Genomic DNA, 26,995 nt, shown 5'->3' with positions numbered 1-26,995 from the left:
GGCCGCGCCACGAGCCCGGCGGTATCCGAACAGGATTGAGGGAGGCGCCGCTCGCGCCGCCTCCCGACGGAGAGACCCGGTGAGCGGGCAACCGCCACCGGTCGAGGAGTGCACCAGCGATGGTGGATAACGAAAATATCGACAACACGGACAACAACGAGACGGAGACGGGAGGACGGAAGCGCAAGGGGCTCTTCGGCGCACGACGCGTCGTGAGGAAGCCCTTCCAGGCCGCACAGGCCGATGCGTTCCCGCCTTCCTCCGGACAGGGTGAGGCCGAGCAGGTCGCTGTGACGCAGGCGCCTGCCGAGCAGACGCCTGCCGAGCCCGAAGCGGCACCGGGCGCCACCGTCGAGGAGACGGCGCCCGCCTCTGCCGCGGAGGGCGGACAGCCCCCGGCGGGCCTCGAGCCCCCGGCGCTCCCCGACAAGCACGGCGAGACGGAGGCACCGGTCGTCGGCGCCGCCGCGCCCGGCCTGCCCCCGACGACCCTGCTCTTCCAGGCGCCGGACGTCCTGCCGCTCCCGCCGCTCCCCGAGGCCGACGAGGAGCCGGTCGGCGGTGTCCGCCGTCGGTCCCGCCGCCGCGCGGGCGAGTCGCGCGACAACGCCAACGACCCGGCCAACACCGTCGTCAAGGTGCGCACGCCGCGCGAGCCCGAGCTCATCACCGAGCCGCAGAAGGTCAAGGGCTCCACGCGTCTCGAGGCGAAGAAGCAGCGCCGCCGCGACGGTCGTGACGCCGGCCGGCGCCGCCCGGTCATCACCGAGGCCGAGTTCCTGGCCCGCCGCGAGTCCGTCGACCGTCAGATGATCGTCCGCTCGAAGGGCGGCCGCATCCAGATCGGCGTTCTCGAGGACAAGGTGCTCGTCGAGCACTACGTCGCCCGTTCGCAGGAGGCGTCGCTCATCGGCAACGTCTACCTCGGCCGCGTGCAGAACGTGCTCCCCAGCATGGAGGCCGCGTTCGTCGACATCGGCCGTGGCCGCAACGCCGTCCTGTACTCGGGTGAGGTGGACTGGGATGCGGTCGAGACCGGCAACCAGCCGCGCCGCATCGAGTTGGCCCTGAAGCCCGGCGACCGTGTGCTCGTCCAGGTCACCAAGGACCCGGTCGGTCACAAGGGCGCGCGTCTCACCAGCCAGATCTCGCTTCCCGGCCGCTACCTCGTGTACGTGCCGGGCGGTTCCATGAACGGCATCAGCCGCAAGCTCCCGGACACCGAGCGCTCGCGCCTCAAGAAGATCCTGAAGGAGGTGCTGCCCGAGAACGCGGGCGTGATCGTGCGCACCGCCGCCGAGGGAGCGACCGAGGAGCAGCTCACCCTCGACGTCACGCGCCTGACCTCGCAGTGGGAGGACATCAGCACGCGCGTCGAGACGCAGCAGGCGCCCGCGCTTCTTCACAGCGAGCCCGACCTCCTGATCAAGATCATCCGCGACGTCTTCAACGAGGACTTCCAGAAGCTCGTCATCGCCGGAGACGACGCGCGCCAGACGATCGAGAACTACCTCCGCCAGGTCGCCCCCGACCTGCTCGACCGTGTCGAGCCGTACACGGGGGAGCGCGACGCGTTCGACGAGTTCCGCATCACGGAGCAGATCGAGAAGGCGCTGGAGCGCAAGGTGTGGCTCCCGTCGGGCGGTTCGCTCGTCATCGACCGCACCGAGGCCATGACCGTCGTGGACGTGAACACCGGCAAGTTCGTCGGCTCGGGCGGCAACCTCGAGGAGACGGTCACCAAGAACAACCTGGAGGCGGCCGAGGAGATCGTCCGTCAACTGCGGCTTCGCGACATCGGCGGCATCATCGTCGTCGACTTCATCGACATGGTCCTGGAGTCGAACCGCGACCTGGTGCTCCGCCGCCTGGTGGAGTGCCTGAGCCGCGACCGGACGAAGCACCAGGTCGCCGAGGTCACCTCGCTCGGTCTCGTGCAGATGACCCGCAAGAAGCTCGGCCTGGGCCTGCTGGAGACCTTCAGCGAGGCGTGCGAGGTCTGCGCCGGCCGCGGTGTCATCGTGCACCACGACCCGGTCGTGAAGCACCGCCAGCCGCAGCAGCCGCAGAACGAGCGTCGCCGCGGTCGCGGCGGCAGCACCGGCGGCAGCGGCAACGGCGGATCGAACGGCAACGGCAACGGAAACGGCGGCAACGGCGGCGGTGGCCACAACGGCACGCACGCCATCACCGACGACGCCAAGAACGCGCTGGCCAAGATCGCCGCGTCGACCATCCACCACGACGAGGAGGCGAAGGCGCACGAGAGCGCCGCGTCGGCCGAGGTCGAGGAGATCAGCGTCACCGAGGTGACGCTGACCGAGGTCACCGCCACGAAGAAGCGCCGCCGTAAGGGCAAGGGCGGTGCCGATCGGCAGCAGGCCGAGGTCACGCCGCCCGAGGACGCGGCCAGCGAGCCCACGTCGGAGCAGTCGGCCGAGGTTCCGGCGGAGGCCGGGCCGGAGGCCGCGGCGTCCGAGCCGGCGGCCGAGCCGATCCTCCCGCTCCTCGACCTCCCGGAGCCGGCGGAGGTGCGCCCGCCCGCGCCGCGCCCGTCGCCCGAAGAGGCCGAGCTCCTGCTCGACTCCGTGCTCGATGCGCTGCCTGCGCCGAAGGAGCCGGGTCAGGGTCGCAACCGGAGCCGGCGTGCGAGCACGGCGGTCATCGCCGGCGGCGAGCTGGCGCCGAAGGGCGAGTAGCCTCCACCACCGGACTGGAGCGACCGGGACGCCGTCAGTGCCGGCGGCGGACCCGGTCGCGCGCCCGCACCCGCAACCCGCTGGCGATGAGCCGCGACACGAGCTCCTTGCCGGAGACGGGATGCGCTCCGGCCGCCACCAGTTCGTCGTAGCGCCGGTCGGGCACGTCGTAATGGTCGATGTCGAAGGCGCGGCGCTGGATGCCGTTGGCCTCGGCGAAGGCGTGCAGCTCGTCGAGCGACGCGTCGCTGACCAGATGCGACCACAACATGCCGTGGGCCGGCCATGCCGGGGGATCGATCAGGACCGTCATAGAATGATTCTAGGAACCGGTTCCGCTGTCGGAGCCGAACGGTCCCGAAGCCGGAACGGTGTCGCCACCGTGACGACGGTCGCTGAATTGACGGCCTGTCGGGCGTCGGGTAAAGTTGACCGTTGGTGTGTGCCGGGTGTGACCCGCGCAGCCATCATGGTTTTCTGAGAGCAGCCGGGAGCATGTCGCTACCGGCGGGACTCGCCAGTGACTTCCAAACAGTTGAAGAAGCAGGACCAGGTCCGCGGCAGCGCCGGGAACTGTTCCCCGACGAAAAGGTACGTGAAAGTGGTTTACGCAGTTGTGCGCGCCGGTGGCCGGCAGGAGAAGGTCGAGGTCGGCACCATCGTGACGATGGACCGCATCAAGGCCGACAAGGACGGCAAGGTCGAGCTCGCGCCGGTGCTGCTGGTCGACGGTGACAAGATCACCTCCGACGCCAAGTCCCTCGCGAAGGTCACCGTGACCGCCGAGGTCCTCGGCGACCTCCGCGGCCCGAAGATCGTCATCCAGAAGTTCAAGAACAAGACCGGCTACAAGAAGCGCCAGGGCCACCGTCAGGAGCTCACGCGCGTCAAGATCACCGGCATCAAGTAGCCGACGGCTCTCGAGGAGAAGACACCATGGCACACAAAAAGGGAGCGAGCTCCACTCGCAACGGCCGCGACTCCAACGCGCAGCGCCTCGGCGTGAAGCGCTTCGGCGGCCAGACCGTCAACGCGGGCGAGATCCTGGTCCGTCAGCGCGGCACCCACTTCCACCCCGGCGTGAACGTCGGCCGTGGCGGTGACGACACGCTGTTCGCCCTCGCCGCCGGCGCGGTCGAGTTCGGCACCAAGGGCGGCCGCAAGGTCGTCAACATCGTGGCGGCCGAGGCCTGAGCCTCGACCACGAGCACCACTCTTCCGGATGGGCGGGCTTCGGCCCGCCCATCCGCCGTTTCAGCACCACAATCAGTAGGAGAGCACCATGGCGACGTTCGTTGATCGCGTGACGTTGCACTTGCGCGCCGGCAACGGCGGCAACGGGTGCGTCTCGGTCCGGCGCGAGAAGTTCAAGCCGCTGGCCGGACCCGACGGCGGGAACGGCGGCAACGGCGGCGACATCGTCCTCGTCGCCGACCCGCAGGTGACCACGCTGCTCGGCTACCATCGCCACCCGCACCGTTCGAGCGAGAACGGCGGCTTCGGCATGGGCGACCACCGCAGCGGCCACACCGGCGAGACCCTCGAACTGCCCGTTCCGGTCGGCACGGTCGTCAAGAGCGCCGACGGCGACGAGCTCGTCGATCTGTCGGAGCCCGGCATGCGCTTCGTCGCCGCTCCCGGCGGCGTCGGCGGCCTCGGCAACGCCGCGCTGGCGAACCCGAAGCGCAAGGCGCCGGGCTTCGCTCTGCTGGGCACCCCGGGGTGGGAGGGCGACGTCCAACTCGAGCTGAAGACCGTCGCCGACATCGCCCTCGTCGGGTACCCCTCGGCGGGCAAGTCGAGCCTCATCGCCGCCATGTCGGCGGCGAAGCCGAAGATCGCCGACTACCCGTTCACCACCCTCCACCCGAATCTCGGCGTCGTGCAGGCCGGCGATGTCCGCTACACCGTCGCCGACGTCCCCGGTCTCATCGAGGGTGCGAGCGAGGGACGCGGGCTGGGCCTGGAGTTCCTCCGTCACGTCGAGCGCTGCTCGGCCCTCCTGCACGTGCTCGACTGCGCGACGCTGGAGCCCGGTCGCGACCCGTTGAGCGACTTGGACGTCATCCTCGGCGAGCTGGCCGCCTATCCGGTGCCGGAAGGCCAGACGCCGCTGCTCGAGCGCCCGCAGCTGATCGCCCTCAACAAAATCGACGTCCCGGACGCCCGCGAGCTCGCCGACTTCGTCCGCCCGGAGCTCGAGCAGCGCGGCTACCGCGTCTTCGAGATCTCGACGGTCAGCCACGAGGGGCTGCGCCCGCTGTCCTTCGCCCTGGCCGAGATCGTGGAGCAGGCGCGCGCCGAGCAGGCCGCTCTGGAGCAGGCACGACCCCGCATCGTCATCCGCCCGAAGGCCGTCGACGACTCCGGTTTCGTCGTCAAGGTCGAGGGTGGCACGGACGGCCCGGTGTACCGCATCCTGGGCGCGAAGCCGGAGCGTTGGGTCGCCCAGACCGACTTCGCCAACGACGAGGCCGTCGGCTTCCTGGCGGACCGCCTCGCGAAGCTCGGCGTCGAGGACCAGCTGGTCCGTGCGGGCGCCGTCGCCGGATCCACCGTCGTCATCGGCCGTGACAACGGCGTGGTGTTCGACTGGGAGCCCACGCTCACCTCCACCGCGGAGCTCATCACCTCGCCCCGCGGAAGCGACGTGCGCCTCGACACGAATGCGCGTCCGACCCGCGCTCAGCGCCGCGACGACTACTTCGATCGGATGGACGCGAAGGCGGAGGCCCGCGAGCAGCTCCTGCGGGAGCGCGAGGCGGGGCTGTGGCAGGACGACGGCTACGACGACAACGTGGTGCGCAGCGCGGCTGACGGCAGCCGTGGAGACGAGGAGACCGCAGAGGAATGACCATCGACGACCGCAGCCAGATCCCCTCCGCCCGACGCATCGTCGTCAAGGTGGGCTCGTCGTCCATCAGCGGCGAGAACGCGGGTCAGATCGTGCCGCTGGTCGACGCCCTCGCCGAGGCTCATGGCCGCGGCACGCAGGTCATCCTGGTCTCGTCCGGCGCCATCGCGACCGGCACGCCGTTCCTGTCGCTCTCCGAGCGCCCCACCGACCTCGCGACCCAGCAGGCGGCCGCCGCGGTCGGTCAGACGGTGCTCATCTACCGCTACCAGGACAGCTTCGACCGCTACGACATCGTCGCGGGTCAGGTGCTCCTGACCGCGGGCGACATGGAGAACCCGACGCACCGCAGCAACGCGAAGCGCGCGATGGAGCGGCTGCTCGATCTCCGCATCCTGCCGATCGTGAACGAGAACGACACCGTCGCGACGCACGAGATCCGGTTCGGCGACAATGACCGTCTGGCAGCGCTGGTGGCGCTGCTGGTCGACGCCGACGTCCTGGTGCTGCTCTCCGATGTGGATGCGCTCTACACGCGTCCGCCGCACGAGCCCGGCGCCGAGCGCATCGAGGTCGTCGGCTGGGACGACGAGCTGGAGGGCGTCGAGATCGGATCGACCGGTCTCTCCGGCGTCGGCAGCGGGGGAGCGGTGACGAAGGTGTCGGCCGCCCGCCAGGCGGCCGAGCGCGGTACCGCCGTCGTGCTCACCGCGACGTCGCTGGTGTCGCAGGCGCTGCGGGGCGAGCACGTCGGGACGTGGTTCGCGCCGGCACCCGACACGGATACATCCGACGCTTCCGTCCACAGGTCCGGGCTTTCCACCGGTTCGACCGCGGCCGTCACCTCCGACGCCGCGGCGTCCTAGAATCGACGCATGTCCTCGCTGACCGGTGCGCTGCCCACGGCCGCGCTCTCCCTGCACGAACGGCTCGCCGCCGCCAAGACCGCGTCGCGCGATCTGGCGATCGCCGACACCGATCGGAAGAACCGCGCGCTGCGCGCGATCGCCGACGGTGTGCTCTCCTCGTCGGCCGACATCCTCTCCGCCAACGAGCTCGACCTGGCCAACGGCCGTGAGAACGGCCTCTCCACCGGCCTGCTCGACCGGCTGACGCTGAGCCCGTCGCGTCTCCAGGGCCTCGCCGACGCCGTCCTCGAGATCGTCGGCCTGACCGACCCGGTCGGCCAGGCGGTGCGGGGCAGCTCGCTGCCGAACGGCGTGAAGATCTCGCAGGTGCGCGTTCCCTTCGGCGTCGTCGGCGCGATCTACGAGGCCCGGCCCAACGTCACGATCGACATCGCCGCGCTCGCGATCAAGAGCGGCAACGCCGCGGTGCTGCGCGGCGGCAGCGCGGCTATCGAGACCAACCGCGTGCTCGTGCAGGTGATCCAGCAGGCGCTGGCGAGCGCCGGACTTCCGTCCGATGCCGTGCAGACGATCGACGACTTCGGTCGCGACGGTGCGGCAGAGCTGATGACGGCGCGCGGATTCGTCGACGTGCTCATCCCGCGGGGGAGCGCCGACCTGATCCAGGCCGTCGTGACGCAGTCGACCGTCCCGGTGATCGAGACCGGCGCGGGCGTCGTGCACGTGGTGCTCGACGAGTCGGCCCGAGAGGACTGGGCCGTCGACATCGTCCGCAACGCCAAGGTCCAGCGGCCGAGCGTGTGCAACGCCGTCGAGACGCTGCTCGTGCACAGCGCCGCTGCCGAGCGGTTACTGCCCCCGGTGCTCTCCGCGCTGCGCACCGAGGGCGTCACCATCCACGCCGACGACCGCGCCTTGCCCTTCGCCCCGGACGCGGTGCCCGTGACGGAGGATGACTACGCCACCGAGCACATGAGCCTCGACATCTCCGTGAAAGTGGTCGACGACCTCGACGAGGCGATCGAGCACATCCGCCGATACTCGACCCAGCACACGGAGTCGATCATCACGAACGACCTGCAGAACGCGGAGCGCTTCCTGGCCGAGGTCGACTCCGCGGTTGTGATGGTGAACGCCTCGACGCGTTTCACCGACGGCGGCGAGTTCGGATTCGGCGCCGAGGTCGGCATCTCGACGCAAAAGCTGCACGCACGCGGGCCGATGGGACTTCCGGAGCTCACCAGCACCAAGTGGATCGTCCGCGGGTCCGGCCAGGTCCGGGCGTGACCGACCGCTAGACTTGACGGCGGGCCGAAGGCCCCGAGAAAGGATCACGCACGATGTCATTCCTGACGACCGTCCTCGCCGAGGCGGAGACCCACGTCGAACTGCCGATGCCCACCTGGGCCTTCGGTGCTATCGCCATCGTCCTCTTCATCGCCCTCGCCTTCGTCGCCTGGAGCTTCAAGGATGTCGCCAACCGGCACAGCCACCGCTCCGCCCCCGACGCCGCCGCCCACGCGGGCGCTCCGGGCGCCACGCACCACGGCACCGGCCACCCGACCCAGGGGCACTGAGCCGATCCGGGCATGGAGCTGAAGGAGACGGGCCGGCCGCGGATCGGTGTGATGGGCGGCACTTTCGACCCCATCCACCACGGCCACCTGGTCGCCGCCAGTGAAGTGGCCCAGTCTTTCGACCTCGACGAAGTGATCTTCGTCCCGACCGGTCAGCCCTGGCAGAAGGGCGCGGTCACGGAACCTGAGCACCGGTACCTGATGACCGTCATCGCGACAGCATCCAACCCGCAGTTCACGGTCAGTAGGGTCGACATCGACCGCGAGGGCCCCACCTACACGATCGACACCCTGCGTGACCTCCACGAGGAGCGGCCGGACGCCGAGCTGTTCTTCATCACCGGCGCCGACGCCATCGCCCAGATCCTCAGCTGGCGCGACGTCGCGGAGCTCTGGGAGCTCGCCCACTTCGTGGCTGTGAGTCGCCCGGGACATGACTTGAGTATTTCTGGATTGCCGGAGCAAGACGTAAGCTTGTTGGAAGTTCCGGCCCTGGCGATCTCGTCGACCGATTGCCGGAGCCGGGTGAGCAGGGGATTCCCGGTGTGGTACCTGGTACCGGACGGGGTTGTTCAATACATCTCCAAACACCATCTGTATCGGAGCGTGGCATGACATCGTGGCCTGAACAGCCGCCAACAGGCCAGCCGCAGACGCGGCGACAGGCGAGGGAGTTCGAGCGCTCCGCCTCCCGACGTGCCGGAACCGCCGAGCCGACCCCCGGTGGGCAGATCCCCGAGATGACCACCACGGTGCCGCCGCGCGCGCCCGAGACGGACGAGGCCGCGGCTGACGCGGCGCCGTCGGCGGAGAAGCCGCAGGCCGAGTCGCGAGACGCCGAGAAGGCGCAGGCCAAGCCGAAGCGGGCCGAGTCGCAGCCGGCCGAGTCGCAGCCGTCCGCGCCCGCCGCGAAGGCCGAGCAGGCGCCGGTCCAGCCGGAGCGCCCGGCCATTCCGGCCAGCGCGTTCGCCGAGCCCGGCGTCTCGTCGCCGTCACGCGACACCTTCGACCTGTTCCGTCAGGGTCCCGACACCACACAGCCCGAGCCCGTGACTCAGCCGATGGCCATCCTTCAGCCGACCACGCCGCCCGCCGCGCCCGCGTCCGGCACCCCCGGTCCGTCCGCCCCGCCGGCACCGGCGAACGCCGGGCCGGAGCGCACGCTGACGCGCCGCGAGCTCCGAGCGATGCTGCAGGCGCAGGAGGCGAACGCCCAGGCCAATCACGCGCCCGCTGCGGGCGAGCAGGTCTTCCCGGTGTCCTTCACGTCCGCTCCCGAGGAGTCCGGCTCGTCGGCCCCCGAGCCCGCAGCTGCAGCTCCCGCCGCCGATCCCATTGCGGCGGACCCGGCGACGCCCGCGCCGACCAGCGAGAAGTCGGCCTGGCCGTTCGCACCGCTCACTCCGTCGTCGGCGCCGGCCGCATCCCGCTCGGGCCAGTCGGAGACCACGGTCACCCAAAGCTCCACGTCCCCCTTCGCCGCCTTCGGGAGCGCCGCGCCCCAGGTGGCCGACACCGCTGCGGAGGCTCCGGCCTCGCCTGTGGCGGAGCGTCCGGCCGCCGCTACAGCCGCCCCGGAGAAAAGCGAGGACCCCGACGAGACCGCCGCGCAGGAGCGCCGGCCGTTCACCCCGCCGACCGGGCACTGGTCGACGGCCGCCGAGCTCGACGACCAGAACCAGCCGATCATCTCGCGGAACGTCGCCCAGTCGACCGCCGCGACCACCACCAACGCGCTCATCCTGCCCGTCATCCCGCAGCCGGACACCCGCGCGCCTCTGACGAGCACGGGGGAGATCCTGGTCACCGGCTCGATCGACCTTCCGCGCGGGATGGGAGCCACCGGCGCCCACCCCGACCGCATCGACTCGTCCGACCTCGACCGTCTGCTCGACGGCGAGGAGAACGAGTTCAACACCTCGGAGGTGCAGCCGGTCCGCGCGTCGCGCGCCATCAGCACCCACACCTCCACCCGGGGCGTCATCGCCCCGCCGAAGAAGCGCGGCAATACGCTGCCGGTGATCCTCATGGTCACCGCCGGCGTCCTGGCCGTGAGCGTCACCGCGCTGCTCGTGGCCGCCTATGTGCTGAAGGTGTTCTGATCATCCGCACCTGCGCCACTCTTCTCGCACCGACCGCGACCCCACGACCGGAGGACCTTCCGTGACCGCATCCGAGCACGCCCGGGAGATCCTGCAGGTGGCTGCCGCCGCCGCCGACTCGAAGGGCGGACAGGATCTCGTGGCCCTCGACGTGTCGGGCCCGCTGCCGCTGACGGACGCCTTCCTGCTGGTCAGCGGACGGGTCGAGCGCAACGTCGTCGCCATCGCCTCCGAGGTGGAGGACCGCCTCAACGAGGCCGGTGTGAAGACGCTGCGCCGTGAGGGCAAGGGGGAGGGCCGCTGGGTGCTCCTCGACTTCGGCGACCTCGTCGTGCACGTCTTCCACGAAGAGGACCGCATGTACTACGCGCTCGAGCGCCTCTGGAAGGACTGCCCGACGATCCCGATCGAGCTGCCCGTCCACGAGAACGCCGAGTAGAGCGCCGCAGCCGGCTCCCAGCGTTCTGTCGGGTTCACCTGAGAGCCCTCTCAAGAAGGGTCGCTTGGATGGGCACATGAAGTGTCCCAACGACAACGCGACCCTGGTCATGAGCGAGCGCCACGGCATCGAAATCGACTACTGCCCGGAATGCCGGGGAGTCTGGCTCGATCGCGGCGAGCTCGACAAGATCATCGACCGCGCCGGGACCTCGGCTCCGGCCACGCCCGGCCCGCAGGCCGCCGCGCAGCCGATGCCGCCGCAGTACGCTGCTCCGCAGCCGTACGCGGAGCCGCAGTACCGTGAGCCTCGATACGGTGACCAGCGCTACGGTGACCCCCGCTACGACCAGCAGGGCCAGCGCCCGTACAAGAAGAAGAAGGAGAACTGGCTCAGCGAGTTGTTCGACTGATACGAGCGGCGCTCAGTTTTTTCTGGCGGGCGCGATGTAGTAGTCTGAATGAGTTGTTCCGGGAGGTCCGAAAGACCCGAACGGTACACACTCTGGGTCTGTGGCGCAGCTGGTAGCGCACCTGCATGGCATGCAGGGGGTCAGGGGTTCGAGTCCCCTCAGATCCACCAGAGATGACAGAAGGCCGGCCCGAAAGGGCCGGCCTTCTGCGTTTCCCGGTCAGTGTCTCTCCGTCGGTGGTCAGTCGCCCTTCACGTTCACCAGCTGGTGCAGCGTGTGGCGGATCTCGACGAGCTCGGCCGCGTCGGTCATCACCTGGTCGATCGGCTTGTAGGCCTGCGGGATCTCGTCGAGGAACGCCTCCGTGTCACGGAACTCGATCCCGGTCATCGCCTCACGCAGCTCCTCGATGGTGAACCGCTTACGCGCGGCCGTCCGCGAGAACTGGCGCCCGGCGCCGTGCGGCGACGAGTGCAGCGCGAGCGGGTTGCCGAGCCCGGAGACCACGTACGACGCTGTCCCCATCGAACCGGGGATGAGTCCCGCCTGGCCGACGCGCGCCGAGATGGCGCCCTTCCGCGACACCCAGACGTCCTTGCCGAAGTGGTTCTCCTTCTGCGTGAAGTTGTGGTGGCAGTTGATGCGCTCCGACTCGATCACGTCCACGCCGAACCACTCCGACGTCTGACGCACCACGCGGTCCATCATCTCCTCACGGTTCAGCAGCGCGAACTGCTGAGCCCATCGCAGCTGCGCGATGTACTCGTCGAACTCCGGCGTGCCCTCGACCAGGTAGGCGAGGTCCTTGTCGGGGAGTTCGATCCACCACTTCTCCATCAGCGCCTGCGCGACCTTGATGTGATGCCCGGCGATCCGGTTGCCGACACCGCGGGAACCCGAGTGCAGGAACAGCCACACCACGTCCTCTTCGTCGAGACTGACCTCGATGAAGTGGTTGCCGGAGCCCAGCGACCCCAGCTGACGCTCCCAGTCGCGCAGGTGCGTCGACGGGTCGAAACCGGACTGCTCGGCCAGCTCTGTCAGCTCCTGGATGCGCGGCTCCGCTGTCGCCACGATCTTCCGGTTGCGGGCACCGGCGGAGAGCGGGATGGCGCGCTCGATCTGCGTGCGCAGCTCCGAGAGCGGAGCGGAGGAGGCCGCCACGTCGTCGCGCGTGAACTGCGTCCGCACGGCGATCATCCCGCATCCGATGTCCACGCCGACGGCCGCGGGCATGACGGCGCCGAGGGTCGGGATGACCGACCCGACCGTGGCGCCGAGACCCAGGTGGGCGTCCGGCATGAGGGCGAGGTGCGGGTGGATGAACGGCATCCGCGAGGTGGTGACCGCCTGCTCGCGCGTGGAGTCCTCCAGCAGGGAGGCCCAGCTCAGCAGGCGGTTCGAGATTCTTTCCATGATCCTTTCGTTTCTCATCGGGGTGCGGCCGGGACGGCCGTTCCCCGCAGAGATGCGAAGGAGGAGGTCACCCCCGGACCTCGAACGGCGGGGCTGTACACCGGAAGGTGCGGTGCTACAGACCCCGCGGGCGCTCGAGCGCGCGGAAGGTGCGCTGTTCGCGCTTCGGGTACTGCATGCTGAGCATCCCGGTGTCCTTCCGTTCGGCGTTCTTCAGCGTGGGCTGCCCGCGCCGATCGGCGCAGGATTCACGACTATACATGCCACCAGTGATTCTGGGAAGTACAGTCTCTTCCATGGAGACTCGGATCGCCGGCCCCGCCGACGCGGACGCCATCACGACCACGATCGCCCTGGCTTTCCGCGACGACCCGGTGTGGGGCCCGGCTCTGGCGGCCCCGGATGGCGGGACCGCTCACCTGGAGCGGTTCTGGAGGTACTTCGTGGAAGGTGCGATCGGCCACCGCACGGTGTCCGTGCAGGAGGGCCCGTCGGGCGAGGCGGCGACGGTCGCCGTCTGGCTGCCACCGGGGGTGGACGAGCTCACCGACGAGCAGGAGGCGGAGGTCGACGCCCTGATGGAGCGCACGCTCGCGCCCGAGCGCTTCGAGGCGTACCAGCGGCTGTGGCAGCGCTTCGACGAGACGCACCCGCACGGCGAACCGCACATGTACCTCAGCCTGCTGGCCACGCACCCGGCTCATCGCGGGCGCGGAATCGGTCAGCGCATGCTTGCCGAAGATCTTGCGCTGTTCGACGCCAAGGGCCTTCCGGCGTATCTCGAGTCGACGAATCCGGCCAACGACCACCGCTACGAACGCGCCGGATTCCGGGCGGTCGGCGGTTTCACATCCATCGTCGACGGGGCCGCCGTCACCACGATGTGGCGGGATGCGCGGGACCCGGCGGACGGAGTCTGAGCCTCAGAGCAGGCGGCGTTCCTCCTGCTCCAGACGCTCCTTCTCGGCGTCCTTCGCCTCCTGCTCCTTCTGGATCTCTTCTTCGCGCGGGGTCTTGTTCGTCATGAGGCGAGCGTAGCCTCATTGCGGGTCGGGGTAGGAGTCGTTGTGCGTCGGGCCGAGGCTGGACTAGTCTCCCGCACGGACGGGAGTCGTCGATGGCAGCGGAGATCCCAGAAACACCTCGCCCTGTGGCCTTCGCCGGCGGGGTGCTCGACCGCTACCGCCATGTCTGCGCGTTCGTGAACGGTCGCGCGGAGGCCGACGCCGTGCTCGATCCCTTCCTGCGGGACGGAGTGGATGCGGGTGACCGCCTCCTGTACCTGGTGGACACCGCTACGCCGGGCGCTCCGCTCCGCCGTCTCCGCCGCCTGGGCTACGACGCCGGTTCGCTGCTCGAAGGCGGGCGTTGCGAGGTCCGGACGTGGGCCGAGACCTACCTGCGCACGGGGGCGTTCGACCAGGGCGACATGCTGGACCAGCTGGATGCGATGCTCGGCACCGCGGCCAGGCCGCGCATCCGGCTTCTCGCCGACATGGGGTGGGCGGCCGATCGCGACGGGGTCGCGGACGACCTGATCGAGTTCGAGGCGCGCGCCAACTTCCTGCACGCGCGACACGAGCATGTCGTCATCTGCGCCTACGACACCTCTCGCTTCGACGGCGCGTTCATCATCGACATCCTGCGGACGCATCCGATGGTCTTGATCGGCGGCCTGTTGCAGGAGAACCCGTTCTTTGTGCCTCCGGAGGACTTCCTGGAGGAGCGGGCTGCGCGTGGTTGACGAGCCGGAACGCCAGCCTGCAGCGGTCGCCGCCGACGACCGGCGATGGATGCGCGACCTGGGGGCGATGCTCGCTCTCCCGTCGCTGTGGGTGGATCACAGTCCCGCCGAGATCGCGGACGGCCTGCTGAGCGTGCTGGTCGGCGTGTTGCGGCTGGAGGCGGCCTTCTTGCGGTTCGAGGTCCCCGACGGCCAGGAGCGGCTCGAGTCCTGGCGTCCGTCCGGTCCGCCGGCGCCGGACTCCCTGGTGGAGGCGCTGCGCTCGGGCCGCGCATTCCCGGCCCCCGGCGGCGCGGAACCGAATTCGACCGGTTTCGCGACGGCTGCGGTCCGGACGGCCGAGGTCGGAGCGGCGACGAGCGGGCGCATCACCCGGGCCGCCGCGCTCACCCTCGCGCTGCCGTGGGAGTCGGCACGCGTGCTCGTGGCGGCATCCCGAGCCGACTTCCCGACCGAGCGGGAGACGCACCTCCTGCGGGTCGCGACCGGACAGGCCGCGATCGCCCTCCACACCTCACGGCGACTGGCGACCGAGCAGAGCGCCCGCCGTGCGGCGGAGCTGGCTCTGGACACACAGACTCGTGCCCTCCATGCGCTTCTCGACGACCTGGCGCCAGCGCTGTCGGAGGCGACGCGCCGGGTCCGCCAGGCGGCGAAGGAGGTGGGCGATCCGGATGTGCCCGTCGGTGCGGCAGGGACGCATGCTCTTTCGGCGCAGCGTTCGGAGGAGCCCCGGGTGGTCGCGCTTCGCAGCTCGCCCCTCGACCCCGATCAACCGGTGGGCGGGACGGCCGACGGCACGGTTCCGCTCGACGAGACGCTGACCCGCCGTGAGCTGGAGGTGCTCGGCCTCCTGGCGCAGGGGCTGAGCAACAAGGAGATCGCGGGCGTGATGTGGGTGAGCGATCGGACGGTGGAACGCCATATCACCAGCCTGTACCGCAAGATCGGGGTCGGCCGCCGCAGCGAGGCGACGGCGTTCGCGCTCCGGTACGGTGTCGTCTGAGGCCGACGGACTGAGCGCGGGCGAGGCGAGCGCGGATCACCCGAAGGTGAAGCAGTACGCCTCCAGCCCCGCGCGGTCGAACTCCAGCTGCAGCACCGCATCCTGCACGCGCCCCGGCTGACGGATCAGCTGGAAGGTGTCCTGGCGGTCGACCACGCCGCGGCCGTCCGCATCCACATCCGTGCCGTGGGCGTCGCCCGGCGGTCGACCGTCGAGCAGTACCCGGAACGGGATGCTGCTGCCGGCCGGCGTCGGCCCCATCACGAGATTCGCATCCCGCGCGTGGAAGGCGAACGCGACGCTGCCGCCACCCTCGTCGAGCACCGCCGCGTGCCGCGCGTGCGTCCACCGGCCCGTCAGATCCCAGCCGTTCAGCGGCAGCGCGCGGGTGCCGTCGTAGGACTCGCTCCGGTCGTAGCGCTCGGCGGACTCGGAGAGGAAGCCGCTGCTCTCGCCGTAGCCGAGGTAGGTCTCGGGCGAGCGGAGGTCGCGCCAGTCCGCCGCCACCTCCAGTCCGCGCGGCTCGACCATGACGAGGTTCGGATCCAGGTCGCGGGCGCCCGCGGCCATCAGCAGCCGCTGGATCATCATCTCCGTGCGCTCGTACTCGCCCTCGCCGAAGTGGTGGAACCGCAGCCGACTGTCGGCATCGGCCAGGTAGACGGCCGGCCAGTAGTGGTTGGCGAAGTCGTCCCAGACGCCGTAGTCGTCATCCACCGCGACCGCGTACTCGACACCGAGCGCGCGGGTGCGCTCGATCACGTTCGCCCGGTCGTGCTCGAAGCCGAACTCGGGCGTGTGGACGCCGATCACGGTGAGCCCGTCGGCAGCGTATTTCTCGTGCCAGGCGCGCAGGTACGGGAGGGTGCGGAGCCAGTTGACACAGGTGTAGGTCCAGAAGCCCACGAGGACGACCCGGCCGCGCAGTCCCTCTGGGGTGAGCGGCTCCGAGTTGAGCCAACCGGTGGCGCGGGCGAACGAGGGGAGGCGGCCCTCGTCGGGGAGCGGCTCCTCATCGCCCGCGAGGCGGTGCGCGATGGTGCGGAACAGACCGCGCGCGCGGTCGTCGTCAGCCGACACGGTCGTGCTCCGTTCCGGCGACGGTCGCATCGGCCATCCGCGCGACGTCGAGGACGGCGTCTGCGAACGCGCGCGGCGCCTCCTGCGCCAGGTTGTGCCCGATCCCGCCGGTGATGAGCCGGTGCTCGTAGGGCCCGGTGAAGCGGTCGCGGTAGGCGGCCGGGTCGAGGTGGAAGGCGCCGTTCGCGTCGCCCTCCAGCGTGATCGCGGGGACCGGGATCACCGGACGGGCGGCGATGCGGGCCTCCACCTCGTCGAGACGGGGGTCGCCGTGGGCGAGCCCCAGCCTCCACCGGTAGTTGTGGATGACGATGTCGACGTGATCGGGATTCGCGAACGCCGGTCTGCTGCGCTCGAAGGTGGCGTCGTCGAAGTCCCATCGCGGTGACGCCGTGCGCCAGATCAGCCGCGCGAACTCGTCGCGGTAGCGGTCGTAGCCGGCTCGGCCGCGCTCGGTCGCGAAGTAGAACTGGTACCACCAGGTCAGCTCGTCCACCGGGTGGAGCGGGTTCGCGTTGGAAGCCTGGCCGGCGACGAGGTAGCCGCTTGCCGTCACCTGACCGATCACGCGCTCCGGCCACAGGGCGGCGAGGATGTTCGTCGTCCGGGCGCCCCAGTCGCAGCCGCCGATCAGCGCCCGCTCGATGCCCAGCGTATCCAGCAGGGCGATCGCATCGGCGGCGAGCGCGGCCGGCTGACCGCTCCGCAGGGAGCCGGGGTCGCGGAACGTCGTCGTGCCGTAGCCGCGGAGGAACGGCACGACGACGCGGAAGCCGGCGCCCGCGAGTGCGGGCACCACGCCATCGAAACTGTGGATGTCGTACGGCCAGCCGTGGAGCAGGAGCACCGGTGGGCCGTCGGCCGGCCCCGTGTCGGTGTATCCGACGTTCAGCTCGCCGGCGTCCACCTGCCGCACCGCGTCCATCCCATCGGTTTCGGATGTCCCGTCGATTCCAGCCATGCTCGCGCTCCCGTCGTCTGATCCGATCCTGCCCCCGACGGTGCTCAGCGCAGAGACCGGAATGTGGCGCGCAGCTCCTGCGAGAACAGCTCCGGCTGCTCCCACGCGGCGAAGTGGCCGCCGCGGTCGAGACGGTTGAAGTGGATGAGGTTCGGGTACGCGGCGGTCGCCCAGCTCCGCGGTGCGGCATAGATCTCATCCGGGAACACGCTGACGCCGACCGGGAGGGTGACGCCCTTCGGAGCGAAGAACGCGAGCTTGCTCTCCCAATAGAGCCGCGCGGACGAGACCGCGGTGTTGGTCAGCCAGTACAGCGTGATGTTGTCGAGGATGTCGTCGCGCGTCAGTCCCTCCGAGCCGCCGGCGAAGACGCGGGCGATGAGGTCGTAGCTGCGGGCGTCGTGGTCGAGCATCCACGCGGCCAGCCCGACGGGGGAGTCGGCGATCCCGTACAGGGTCTGCGGGCGGTTGCCCATCTCCTGCGCGTAGGCAAGACCGTGGGCGTAGAAGAACGCGAGCTGGTCCCACGCTCCGCGCTCCTCGGGGTCGAGGTCGGCGGGCGGCTGCTCGTGCGCATCCAACGCCTCCTGGATCGCGGGCGGGATGGTCGCCGCCATGTTGGTGTGGATGCCGATGAGCCCGGGAGGGGCGAGCAGGGCCAGCTGCTCGGTGACGGCGTTTCCCCAGTCGCCGCCCTGGGCGACGTACCGGTCGTAGCCGAGCCGCCGCATCAGCTCCGCCCACGCCCGGGCGATGCGGATCGGGTCCCAGCCGGTCGCGTCGGGCTTGCCCGAGAAGCCGTGGCCGGGAAGGGACGGGATGACGAGATCGAAGGCGTCGGAGGCGTCGGCTCCGTCGGAGGTCGGGTCGGTGAGCGGGCCGATGATCTTCAGCTGCTCGATGACGGAGCCCGGCCAGCCGTGCGTGACGATCATCGGGAGGGCGTCCGGGTGCGGCGACCGGATGTGCAGGAAGTGGATGTCGAGGCCGTCGATCTCCGTCACGAACTGCGGGATCTCGGCCAGCCGCGCCTCGACCGCGCGCCAGTCGTGCTGGTCGGCCCAGTATTCGGCCAGGGCGCGCACGACGTCGAGCTGAACGCCCTGCGAGCTGTCGTCGACCGTCTCGCGCTCGGGCCAGCGCGTCGCGCGGATCCTGCGCCGGAGGTCGTCGAGCTCCTCGTCGGTGGCGGTGTAGGTGAACGGGCGGATGTCCTCCGCGCTAGCGCTGTCGGCGTCCTGGCGGTGTTCGGCGATGGTCATGGCTGCTCCTCGGATGTTCGGTGGTCCCGGTCTCGGCGGTGCCCGCTGTCCCGGCGGTGTGCGCTGTATTCGGCGGTCGAGCGGCCGTCGCGAGTCGATGGTGACGCCGGGCGGTCGCCGGCGGCATCGGGGAGAACCGTCAAGGGGGCGGGCGCACCGCGGCAGGGTGGCGGGAACCCCTCACCGCTCGCAAGCGTGTGAACGTCCTCATCACGCGTGCGCGCCTCGCAGCGGGCGGAAAGGGATGGTCGCTAGGATTTCCAGCAACGTCCGCCGAACCGAGGGATGCCGATGACCGATCTGCCGCGACGGCATCAGCGCGCCCGGGGACCGGAGGGCGTCCGTCACGGTCGGCTGCCGCGGCGGCGCGCCGGGATCGCGGCGCTCAAACTCCTCGCGGGAGCGCTCGTGGTCGCGTTCGTCAGCATCGGCTCGGTCGCCGGCTACGCCGTGTGGGACGTCGCGCACTCGATCAAGACCGGCGTGCACCTTCAGGCGCTGCCGGGCCAGACGCCCATCCCGCAGGACATCCCGAACGTGGGAGCGATGCCGGGCGGAGTCAACCTGCTCCTCGCCGGCACCGACAGCCGCAGCGATCTGGGCGGCATCTACAACAGCGAGGACGAACAGGACGCCAGCAGCGGCGCGGGCAACAACGACGTCACGATGCTGCTGCACATCGCCCAGGACCACAAGAGCATGATGGTCGTCAGCTTCCCGCGCGACTTGATGGTGCCCATCCCGGACTGCCCGGATCCGAAGGGCGGGACGATCGACGGCAGCTCGTACGCGCAGTTCAACACGGCACTGTCCCGCGGCGGCCTCAACTGCGTGGTGGCGACGGTGTCGAACATGACCGGCCTGAGCATCCCGTTCGCCGCGGTGATCAACTTCAACGGGGTCAGCGCCATGTCGGACGCGGTCGGCGGCGTCACCGTCTGCCTCGCCTCGCCCGTCACCGACGACTACACCAACCCCCCGCTCGACCTCCCCGCCGGCGAGAACACGATCGTCGGGGATGTGGCGCTCTCGTTCCTGCGCAGCCGCCACGGGGTGGGCGACGGCAGCGACCTCGGCCGCATCTCCAACCAGCAGGTCTTCCTGTCGGCCCTCGCCCGCAAGGTCGTGGACGGCGGGGTGCTCTCGAACCCCGTGCAGCTCTATGCGCTGGCGAAGGCGGCCGTGAACAACATCACGCCGTCGGACACCCTGACGAACCCCACGACCCTGGTGCAGATCGCGCTGGCGCTCAAGGACACGGGCCTGCAGAACATGGTGTTCGTGCAGTACCCGGCGGTGACCGACCCGGACAACCCGAACCGCGTGGTGCCGCAGGAGTCGGCGGCGGATGCGCTCAACGAAGCCCTCGTCAACGATCAGCCGGTGAAGCTGACCGGCTCGACCGGCCGAGCCGCCGAAGACCCGACCGCGACCGCGTCACCGGCGCCGGAACCGGGCGGGGAACCGTCGCCCGCGGCGCCGGCCGCTCCGGCGACGCCCGCCGCGCCCGGGACGCCCGGGACCACGGACCCGTCCGCCGGGGGAGCGGTCGAGCTGCCGTCGACCATCACCGGCCAGACGGCTGCGCAGCAGACCTGCACGAAGGGCAACAACTAGCCGGGTCTCGTGCGCGGAACGGAGGGGATCCGCGCTCCGGGGGCGCGCATCCACCTCCGTTCGTGGCGAAACGCCGGGGCGTCGGTTGGTATCTCCTCCGTTCGTCGAGCGCGCCGCCGCGTGACGGATAGGGAGGAATTCGACGGGCCGGGACGGCGTGTCTGCGCGAAACGGAGGGTATGGGGCGGCGAGCGGCCGCACCCACCTCCGGTTCTGGCGCGGGGCGATCGGCCGATGTTGCCTCGATCCCCGCGACCACGTTGAATGAGTCCATGACCAACGTGCGGATCGAGCGGATGTCGTCGCTCCAGCTGAGAGTGCTCGTCATCGCGATCCTCGCGAGCTTCGTCGCCTTCCTCGACGGCGCCGTCATCAACGTCGCCCTTCCGGCCATCTCGAAGGAGCTCGGCGGCGGGCTCCCGCTGCAGCAGTGGGTGGTCGACGGCTACCTCGTCACGCTCGGCTCGCTCATCCTCATCGCCGGGTCGCTGTCCGACGTGTTCGGCCGCAAGCGCGTGCTCTACGCGGGACTGATCGGCTTCGGCATCACGTCGCTGATGTGTGCGTTCGCGCCGACCGGGGTGTTCCTCGTGATCGCCCGGGCGCTGCAGGGCGTGGCCGGGGCACTGTTGGTGCCCAGCTCGCTCGCGATCATCATCTCCCGCTTCGACGGCCCGGCCCAGGCGAAGGCGATCGGCCGCTGGACGGCGTGGACCGGCGTCGCGATGATCGCCGGGCCGGTGGTCGGCGGCATCTTCGTCGACACGCTCTCCTGGCGGTGGGTGTTCGTCATCAATGTGATCCCGATCGCGATCACGCTGATCCTCATGATGGCCCTGAAGGGCGAGGACAAGGGGATGGGCGGCCGCGTCGACTACGCGGGCGCGATCCTCGGGTCGGTGGGTCTCGCCGGGACCGTGTTCGCCCTGATCGAGCAGGGGACGTACGGCTGGGGGAACCCCCGCGTCTGGATCCCGCTCGTCGTCGGCATCCTCAGCCTGGTGGCGTTCTTCATCGTGGAGACGCGGGTGAAGCAGCCGATGCTGCCGCTCGGCCTGTTCAGCGTCCACAACTTCTGGGTCGGCAACGTCTCCACGTTCTTCGTCTACGGCGCGCTGTCGTTCGGCCCGCTCATCGTCACGCTGTACCTGCAGCAGGTGGCCGGATTCTCGGCGATCGCGGCCGGGTTCGTGTTCATCCCGTCGACGCTGTGCATGCTGCTGCTCTCGGGGCTGTTCGGCGGTCTCGCCGGCCGCTACGGGCCGCGGCTCTTCATGGCGGTCGGTCCGATGATCGCCTCCGCGGGCTTCCTCTGGCTGCTGATGATGGGGACCGACGTCGACTACTGGACGACCCTGCTGCCCGCGGTCCTGCTGTTCGGAGTCGGCCTGTCGATCACGGTCGCGCCGCTGACGAGCGCGATCCTGGGTGCCATCCACCCGGAGCAGGCGGGTATCGCGTCGGCCGTGAACAACGCCGTGTCGCGTATCGCGGGACTGCTCGCGGTCGCCGCCGCGGGCATGATCATCGGCGGCACGCTCGACACCGAGGGACTCCACCGCGCCATGATCGCCGCGGCCGCACTGCTGCTCGTCGGCGGCGTGGTGTCGGCCATCGGCATCCGCAACAAGGCGCCGGTCGCCGACAGGATTCAGACCGTGACCGACTGACCGGTCAGCGCGAGCATGGCGACGTCCACGATGGCGCACGTCATGATCAGCTGCATGAGGAGGCGCGTCGGGGTCCGCCGGAACAGCAGGACGATGCCCGTCACGGTCGCGGCGAGTCCGATGACCAGCCCGACGATGAGGAGCGGGCGGACAGGGAGGCCCGGGCCGAACGTGATGAGCAGCGTCGCGATCGCGAGCGCCGCGAAGGCGAGCAGGCCGCTGAGCCGCGCGCCCAGCCGATGCGGGAGCCCGCTGATGCCGGTGCGCGCGTCGTCCTCGAGATCCGGGAGCACGTTGGTGACATGCGCGGCGACGCCGAGCAGCGCGCCGGCGGCGAAGACCCACCACTGCGGCAGGGCGGGCTCCTCCTGGCCCAGAGTGGCGATGGCGGGCAGCACGCCGAAGGCGACGGCGAACGGGACGAACGAGTAGACGGTCGCCTTGAGGCCCAGGTTGTACGCCCAGCCGCCGGCGATGGCGATCAGGTGCGCGACCAGCGCCCCCGGCCCGAGTGGGATCGTCAGCAGGATCGCCGCGGCCAGCGCCACGAAGGCGGCGGCGCGGACGGTGGCGACCGACACGTCTCCGCGTGCGGCCGGCTTGTCGCTGCGCTCCACCGCCCGGTCGCGGGCAGCATCCAGCCAGTCGTTGCACCATCCGATCGAGAGCTGGCCGAAGAGCACGGCCAGCGCGAGGACCAGCAGCCGGCCGGGCGGATAGCCGAGGCCGACACCGAGCAACGTGGCGATCACGGTGACGACCACCGTCGGCCCTGGATGACTGGCGAGCAGGAGGGAGAGCACCTTCTTCGCCATGCCGTCATCGTATCCCGAGGCTGCGCTGCGAACTACTTGCGTCGATTTGCAAAGACTTGCGTACACTATGGTCATGTCGAAACGACTCGCCGAAGTAGCGCGCAAAGTCGGTGTCAGCGAGGCCACCGTCAGCCGCGTCCTCAACGACAAGCCGGGGGTATCCGAGGCCACGCGGCAGGCGGTGCTGACCGCCCTCGACGTGCTCGGATACGAGCGACCGACCAAGCTGCGCGGAGAGCGCGCGCGGCTCGTCGGGCTCGTCCTCCCCGAGCTGCAGAACCCGATCTTCCCCGCCTTCGCCGAGATCATCGGGGGAGCGCTGGCGCAAAACGGCTACACGCCGGTGCTCTGCACGCAGACCGCCGGCGGCATCTCGGAGGCCGACTACGTCGAGCTCCTGCTGCAGCAGCAGGTCTCCGGCGTGGTCTTCGTCGGCGGCGCCTATGCCCAGCAGGGTGCGGACCACAGCCACTACGGCCGGCTGACCGACCTGCACCTCCCGACCGTGCTCGTCAACGCACCCGTCGACTCTCTGGGATTCGCCACGGTGTCGTGCGATGACACGGTCGCCACGACTCAGGCACTGACGCACCTGCGGTCGCTCGGCCATGAGCGGATCGGGTTGCTGCTGGGGCCGCGCGACCACATCCCGTCGCAGCGCAAGCTCGCGGCGGCCCGCCAGGTGACGACGGAATGGGGCGACGAGCTGGATGAGTCGCTCGTCGTGCACTCGCTCTACTCCCTCGAGGCGGGTCAGGCGGCCGCGTCCCGCCTGCTGGCCGCCGGCGTCACGGCGATCGTGTGTGCGAGCGACCCGATGGCGCTCGGGGCGATCCGCGCGGTGCGCCGCGCCGGCCTCTCGGTGCCCCGCGACGTCTCCGTCGTCGGCTATGACGACTCGGCGCTCATGAACTGCACCGAGCCCCCGCTGACGACGATCCGGCAGCCGATCGAGCCGATGGGACGCACGATCATCGAGCTCCTGCTCCGCCAGATCTCGAGCGATTCGGCGATTCGGGACGAGCTGTTCTTCGAGCCGGAATTGGTGGTGCGCGGGTCCACCGGACCCGCTCCGCACACCGGCTGAGGACGCAAGCGCGCGCAAAAGTGCGCAAACCAATTACGTATTGTTGAGTTCTTGCGTCATTCTGTCGTACTAGCTACATTTCGGTGTACGACGACGGCGCCGCGGTGTCCGTCGCGACGACAGACGACCGAAGGACTCAGCGTGGATCTCACCGTGATGGACGGCGGTACCGCCGCACCCGTCGCCGCTCCGCAGCCGGCGCGCGCCGGCACCACGGCGCGTGCCGCATCCACACCGCCGTCCGACGACGCGCAGTGGTGGCGCAGCGCGGTGATCTATCAGATCTACCCGCGCAGCTTCGCCGACGGGAACGGGGACGGCGTCGGCGACCTCGCCGGCGTGCGGCAACACCTGCCGTACCTCGCCGACCTCGGCGTCGACGCGCTGTGGTTCACACCCTGGTACGACTCGCCCCTCGCCGACGGCGGCTACGACGTCGCGGACTACCGTCGCATCCACCCGGCCTTCGGCGACCTGGCGGAAGCCGAGGCGCTGATCGGCGAGGCGCTGGACCTCGGCATCCGCACCATCATCGACATCGTGCCGAACCACGTCTCCGACCGGCACCGCTGGTTCCAGGAGGCCCTCGCCGCCGGCCCGGGATCGCCCGAGCGCGATCGCTTCTGGTTCCGGCCCGGCCGCGGTGACGACGGCTCGCAGATGCCGACGTCGTGGCCGTCGAACTTCTCCGGAGACACCTGGACGCGCACGACGAACCCCGACGGGACGCCCGGCGAGTGGTACCTGCACCTGTTCAGCCCGCAGCAGCCGGACCTCAACTGGGACCACCCGGATGTGCGGCGCGAGCACGAGGACATCCTGCGGTTCTGGTTCGACCGCGGCGTCGCCGGAGTGCGCATCGACTCGGCCGCGCTGCTCGTCAAGGACCCGGCGCTGCCGGAGGTGCCCGAGCATCCCGGGGCGGGGGAGCACCCCAACCAGGACCGCGACGAGCTCCACGACATCTATCGCGGCTGGCGCGCCCTCGCCGACGGGTATCCGGGAACCCGCGTGCTGGTGGGCGAGATCTGGCTGCCCGACATCGAGCGGTTCGCGCTGTACCTGCGACCGGACGAGCTGCACACCGCGTTCAACTTCGACTTCCTGGCGCGCCCCTGGGATGCGGCGGAGCTGCGCGCATCCATCGACGAGACGCTCGCGGCGCACGCGCCGGTCGGCGCTCCGAGCACGTGGGTGCTCTCGAACCACGACGTCACCCGAGCGGTGACGCGGTACGGACGCGAGGACTCGTCGTTCGCCTTCGCCACCAAGCGCAAGGGCACCCCGACCGACCTCGCCCTCGGGACGCGCCGGGCACGAGCCGCGGCGCTCCTCACGGCAGCACTGCCCGGTTCGCTGTACATCTACCAGGGCGACGAGCTGGGGCTGCCGGAGGTCGAAGACCTCCCCGACGAGCTCCGCGAGGATCCGATGCACGAGCGCTCCGGCGGCGTCGACCCCGGCCGGGACGGCTGCCGCGTCCCGCTCCCGTGGCGGGGGACCCAAGCGCCGTTCGGCTTCAGCCCCGAGGGCGCCGACGCCGATCCGTGGCTTCCGCAGCCGGCCGGCTGGGCCGCGCTCACCGTGCAGGCGCAGCAGAGCGACCCCGCCTCAATGCTGTGGCTCTACCGGCAGGCGCTCCGCATCCGCCGCGCAGAGCCCGGCCTCGGCGACGGACCGCTGACCTGGCTGGATGCGCCGGACGGTGTGCTCGCGTTCGCCCGCGGCGCCGCCTTCGCGAACGTCACCAACCTCTCCGCCGCCCCGGTCGACCTCCCGGAGCACCAGGCCATCCTCCTCAGCAGCCGTCCGCTCGTCGACGGCAAGCTGCCACCCGACTCGACGGTCTGGCTGCGGACGCAGCACCGGCCGGCGGGACACCTCACCACCTGAACGCACCATCCACGCACTGCACCATCACTCGAAAGGGTCCAGACAATGAAGTCATCACTCAGGATCACGGCGGTCGCCGCGGTCACCCTCGCCGGAGCGGGGCTCCTGGCCGGATGCTCGTCATCCGGCGGCGACTCCGTCGACGGGAAAATCCACATCACCGTCGCCAGCCTCATCCCGGGCAGCGACAAGGCCGCATTCACGGCCTTCGACGACCGGGTCAAGGAGTTCGAGAAGGCCAACCCGAACATCGACATCACGTCCGAGGAGTACCAGTGGACGGGTCCGACCTTCGCGACCCAGCTCGCCGGCGGCACCCTCCCGGACGTCTTCAATGTTCCGTTCACGGACTCCCAGTCGCTGCTGCAGGCCGGACAGCTCGCCGACATCACCGCGGAGGTGAAGAAGCTGCCGTACGCGGACAAGTTCAACGAGAACGTGCTCGCGGTGGCGAAGTCCGGCGACAAGATCTACGGCATCCCGTACGGCCCGTACGCCATGGGACTGTCGTACAACCGCGAGATCTTCCGAAAGGCCGGGCTCGACCCGGACAAGCCGCCGACGACCTGGGACGAGGTCCGTTCGGCCGCCAAGACCATCTCCGAGAAGGTCCCGGGTGTCGCCGGCTACATGCAGATGACGCAAGGGAACACCGGCGGATGGGAGCTGACGACGACCGTGTACGCGCGCGGCGGCCGGATGGAGACCACCGACGGCGGGAAGACGAAGGTCACCACGGACAACCCGGTCACCAAAGAGGCGCTGCAGTGGCTGCACGACCTCCGCTGGGAGGACAACTCCGTCGGCAGCAACTTCCTGCTCGACTGGAGCGGCATCAACCAGGCGTTCGGCGCCGGGCAGATCGCCATGTACCCGTCGGGATCCGATGTGCTCACCTCGCTGGTGCAGCAGAACAACGTCGACCCGGCCAACTGTGGACTGACGATGCTGCCGATCGACTCGTCGAACAGTGACGCCGGCGTCCTCGTCGGCGGCAACGTCGCGGCCGTCAGCCCGAAGTCGTCGCAGGCCCAGAAGGAGGCCGCGGTGAAGTGGATCGACTTCTACTACATGCAGAAGCTGCTCGACAAGGACCAGGCGATCGCCGACGCAAAGGTGCTCGTGAAGTCGAACCAGCCGGTCGGCGTTCCCACGCTGCCCGTCTTCGACAAGGCCACCTACGACCAGAACATGGAGTGGATCAAGGGCGAGATCAACGTGCCGCAGCAGAACGTGGCGCCGTTCACCGACAAGATCTTCGACGCGACCCTGGTCCCGGAGCCGAACAAGCACACGCAGGAGCTGTACGGCGCCCTCGACTCGGTCGTCCAGGCCGTGCTGACGGACAAGAACGCGGACATCGACAAGCTGCTCAGCAAGGTTGACAGCGACATCCAGAAGCTCGTGGACGCCGACAAGTAGCCGACGCGGCGCCTTCGAGCACACAGCACACCGGCCGGCGGGATGCAGCGCATCCCGCCGGCCCCGGCCA

Annotated in this window: 26 protein-coding genes and 1 tRNA gene; 20 read left to right on the top strand and 7 right to left on the bottom strand. The window is 70.0% G+C overall.

The genetic code is table 11. The annotated features are described in order from the left end of the window. The first annotated feature begins 119 nt into the window (after window positions 1–119). Window positions 120–2,699 (top strand): Rne/Rng family ribonuclease, encoded by a 2,580-nt coding sequence (locus tag ACF1AJ_RS04905; protein ID WP_391506350.1) that lies wholly within the window; start codon window positions 120–122, stop codon window positions 2,697–2,699. A gap of 34 nt (window positions 2,700–2,733) precedes the next feature. Here ACF1AJ_RS04905 and ACF1AJ_RS04900 read toward each other — a convergent pair whose 3' ends face one another. Beyond that, a complete protein-coding gene (locus tag ACF1AJ_RS04900; RefSeq protein WP_391506349.1) occupies window positions 2,734–3,012 on the bottom strand; it encodes a DUF4031 domain-containing protein in 279 nt (92 codons plus the stop codon). A 288-nt stretch (window positions 3,013–3,300) separates the two neighbouring features. Between ACF1AJ_RS04900 and rplU the strand changes: the two genes are divergently transcribed. The 11 genes from rplU (at window position 3,301) to ACF1AJ_RS04845 (ending at window position 11,122) form a co-directional block, all read left to right on the top strand. After that, a complete protein-coding gene (gene rplU, locus ACF1AJ_RS04895) occupies window positions 3,301–3,609 on the top strand; it encodes a 50S ribosomal protein L21 (RefSeq protein WP_175337332.1) in 309 nt (102 codons plus the stop codon). A gap of 26 nt (window positions 3,610–3,635) precedes the next feature. Further along, window positions 3,636–3,893, top strand: a complete 258-nt coding sequence (rpmA, locus tag ACF1AJ_RS04890) for a 50S ribosomal protein L27 (protein WP_018190815.1) — start codon at window positions 3,636–3,638, stop codon at window positions 3,891–3,893. A gap of 88 nt (window positions 3,894–3,981) precedes the next feature. Next, a complete protein-coding gene (obgE, locus tag ACF1AJ_RS04885) occupies window positions 3,982–5,553 on the top strand; it encodes a GTPase ObgE (RefSeq protein ID WP_391506348.1) in 1,572 nt (523 codons plus the stop codon). Then, window positions 5,550–6,419 carry a glutamate 5-kinase gene (gene proB / locus ACF1AJ_RS04880; protein ID WP_391506347.1) on the top strand — a complete coding sequence of 290 codons (870 nt, stop codon included), beginning with the start codon at window positions 5,550–5,552 and terminating at the stop codon, window positions 6,417–6,419. The genes obgE and proB overlap by 4 nt, the downstream gene beginning before the upstream one ends. Before the next feature lie 9 nt (window positions 6,420–6,428). Beyond that, entirely contained in the window at window positions 6,429–7,709 is a 1,281-nt protein-coding gene (locus tag ACF1AJ_RS04875) for a glutamate-5-semialdehyde dehydrogenase (RefSeq protein ID WP_391506346.1), read from the top strand. Window positions 7,710–7,762: 53 nt separating this feature from the next. Continuing rightward, complete coding sequence (locus ACF1AJ_RS04870) at window positions 7,763–7,999, top strand: hypothetical protein (protein WP_018190819.1); 237 nt, start codon at window positions 7,763–7,765, stop codon at window positions 7,997–7,999. A gap of 12 nt (window positions 8,000–8,011) precedes the next feature. After that, window positions 8,012–8,614, top strand: a complete 603-nt coding sequence (gene nadD, locus ACF1AJ_RS04865) for a nicotinate-nucleotide adenylyltransferase (RefSeq protein WP_309859159.1) — start codon at window positions 8,012–8,014, stop codon at window positions 8,612–8,614. Continuing rightward, window positions 8,611–10,101: a hypothetical protein gene (locus ACF1AJ_RS04860; protein ID WP_391506345.1), complete on the top strand. Its 1,491-nt coding sequence runs from the start codon at window positions 8,611–8,613 to the stop codon at window positions 10,099–10,101. Before nadD ends, ACF1AJ_RS04860 begins: the two co-directional genes overlap by 4 nt. Before the next feature lie 61 nt (window positions 10,102–10,162). Continuing rightward, on the top strand, window positions 10,163–10,540 hold the full coding sequence (gene rsfS / locus ACF1AJ_RS04855) for a ribosome silencing factor (RefSeq protein ID WP_391506344.1): 378 nt from the start codon (window positions 10,163–10,165) through the stop codon (window positions 10,538–10,540). A gap of 76 nt (window positions 10,541–10,616) precedes the next feature. Beyond that, window positions 10,617–10,952 carry a zf-TFIIB domain-containing protein gene (locus ACF1AJ_RS04850; protein WP_391506343.1) on the top strand — a complete coding sequence of 112 codons (336 nt, stop codon included), beginning with the start codon at window positions 10,617–10,619 and terminating at the stop codon, window positions 10,950–10,952. Between the two features lie 94 nt (window positions 10,953–11,046). Next, window positions 11,047–11,122, top strand: a tRNA-Ala gene (locus ACF1AJ_RS04845). 70 nt (window positions 11,123–11,192) lie between these two features. On the opposite strand, the gene ACF1AJ_RS04840 is transcribed toward ACF1AJ_RS04845, so the two are convergent. Together ACF1AJ_RS04840 and ACF1AJ_RS04835 are read right to left on the bottom strand one after the other, a co-directional pair. Then, window positions 11,193–12,368 (bottom strand): RtcB family protein, encoded by a 1,176-nt coding sequence (locus ACF1AJ_RS04840; RefSeq protein WP_391506342.1) that lies wholly within the window; start codon window positions 12,366–12,368, stop codon window positions 11,193–11,195. 115 nt (window positions 12,369–12,483) lie between these two features. Next, the gene (locus tag ACF1AJ_RS04835) at window positions 12,484–12,630 is read right to left on the bottom strand and encodes a hypothetical protein (protein WP_391506341.1); all 147 of its coding nucleotides are present in this window, start codon (window positions 12,628–12,630) and stop codon (window positions 12,484–12,486) included. Between the two features lie 34 nt (window positions 12,631–12,664). Between ACF1AJ_RS04835 and ACF1AJ_RS04830 the strand changes: the two genes are divergently transcribed. The 3 genes from ACF1AJ_RS04830 (at window position 12,665) to ACF1AJ_RS04820 (ending at window position 15,118) form a co-directional block, all read left to right on the top strand. Next, complete coding sequence (locus ACF1AJ_RS04830; protein WP_391506340.1) at window positions 12,665–13,288, top strand: GNAT family N-acetyltransferase; 624 nt, start codon at window positions 12,665–12,667, stop codon at window positions 13,286–13,288. A 197-nt stretch (window positions 13,289–13,485) separates the two neighbouring features. Next, a complete protein-coding gene (locus tag ACF1AJ_RS04825) occupies window positions 13,486–14,112 on the top strand; it encodes an MEDS domain-containing protein (protein WP_391506339.1) in 627 nt (208 codons plus the stop codon). Then, window positions 14,105–15,118 (top strand): response regulator transcription factor, encoded by a 1,014-nt coding sequence (locus ACF1AJ_RS04820; RefSeq protein WP_391506338.1) that lies wholly within the window; start codon window positions 14,105–14,107, stop codon window positions 15,116–15,118. The genes ACF1AJ_RS04825 and ACF1AJ_RS04820 overlap by 8 nt, the downstream gene beginning before the upstream one ends. Before the next feature lie 36 nt (window positions 15,119–15,154). Here the strand turns inward: ACF1AJ_RS04820 and ACF1AJ_RS04815 are convergent, their stop codons facing one another. From ACF1AJ_RS04815 to ACF1AJ_RS04805, 3 genes are read right to left on the bottom strand one after another with little or no spacing between them, the layout of a single operon-like run. Continuing rightward, a complete protein-coding gene (locus ACF1AJ_RS04815) occupies window positions 15,155–16,198 on the bottom strand; it encodes a thioredoxin (RefSeq protein ID WP_391506337.1) in 1,044 nt (347 codons plus the stop codon). Further along, entirely contained in the window at window positions 16,188–17,159 is a 972-nt protein-coding gene (locus tag ACF1AJ_RS04810) for an alpha/beta fold hydrolase (protein ID WP_391506336.1), read from the bottom strand. Before ACF1AJ_RS04810 ends, ACF1AJ_RS04815 begins: the two co-directional genes overlap by 11 nt. Window positions 17,160–17,203: 44 nt before the next feature. After that, window positions 17,204–18,421 (bottom strand): epoxide hydrolase family protein, encoded by a 1,218-nt coding sequence (locus tag ACF1AJ_RS04805; RefSeq protein WP_391506335.1) that lies wholly within the window; start codon window positions 18,419–18,421, stop codon window positions 17,204–17,206. Window positions 18,422–18,712: 291 nt separating this feature from the next. Between ACF1AJ_RS04805 and ACF1AJ_RS04800 the strand changes: the two genes are divergently transcribed. Then, window positions 18,713–20,038 carry an LCP family protein gene (locus tag ACF1AJ_RS04800; protein WP_391506334.1) on the top strand — a complete coding sequence of 442 codons (1,326 nt, stop codon included), beginning with the start codon at window positions 18,713–18,715 and terminating at the stop codon, window positions 20,036–20,038. A gap of 272 nt (window positions 20,039–20,310) precedes the next feature. Next, the gene (locus tag ACF1AJ_RS04795; RefSeq protein ID WP_391506333.1) at window positions 20,311–21,708 is read left to right on the top strand and encodes an MFS transporter; all 1,398 of its coding nucleotides are present in this window, start codon (window positions 20,311–20,313) and stop codon (window positions 21,706–21,708) included. Here the strand turns inward: ACF1AJ_RS04795 and ACF1AJ_RS04790 are convergent. Then, window positions 21,690–22,523: a UbiA family prenyltransferase gene (locus ACF1AJ_RS04790; protein WP_391506332.1), complete on the bottom strand. Its 834-nt coding sequence runs from the start codon at window positions 22,521–22,523 to the stop codon at window positions 21,690–21,692. The genes ACF1AJ_RS04795 and ACF1AJ_RS04790 overlap by 19 nt on opposite strands. A gap of 73 nt (window positions 22,524–22,596) precedes the next feature. Between ACF1AJ_RS04790 and ACF1AJ_RS04785 the strand changes: the two genes are divergently transcribed. The 3 genes from ACF1AJ_RS04785 (at window position 22,597) to ACF1AJ_RS04775 (ending at window position 26,925) form a co-directional block, all read left to right on the top strand. Then, window positions 22,597–23,610 carry a LacI family DNA-binding transcriptional regulator gene (locus tag ACF1AJ_RS04785; RefSeq protein WP_391506331.1) on the top strand — a complete coding sequence of 338 codons (1,014 nt, stop codon included), beginning with the start codon at window positions 22,597–22,599 and terminating at the stop codon, window positions 23,608–23,610. 156 nt (window positions 23,611–23,766) lie between these two features. Continuing rightward, complete coding sequence (locus ACF1AJ_RS04780) at window positions 23,767–25,503, top strand: glycoside hydrolase family 13 protein (RefSeq protein ID WP_391507439.1); 1,737 nt, start codon at window positions 23,767–23,769, stop codon at window positions 25,501–25,503. A gap of 45 nt (window positions 25,504–25,548) precedes the next feature. Next, window positions 25,549–26,925, top strand: a complete 1,377-nt coding sequence (locus ACF1AJ_RS04775) for an ABC transporter substrate-binding protein (RefSeq protein ID WP_391506330.1) — start codon at window positions 25,549–25,551, stop codon at window positions 26,923–26,925. Window positions 26,926–26,995: the final 70 nt, after the last annotated feature.

This window comes from Leifsonia sp. NPDC014704 (genome assembly GCF_043083605.1).
Taxonomy (GTDB): domain Bacteria; phylum Actinomycetota; class Actinomycetes; order Actinomycetales; family Microbacteriaceae; genus Leifsonia.
The sequence above is the reverse complement of the archived record's forward strand: the minus strand, read 5'-3'. Positions and strand labels throughout refer to the sequence as shown.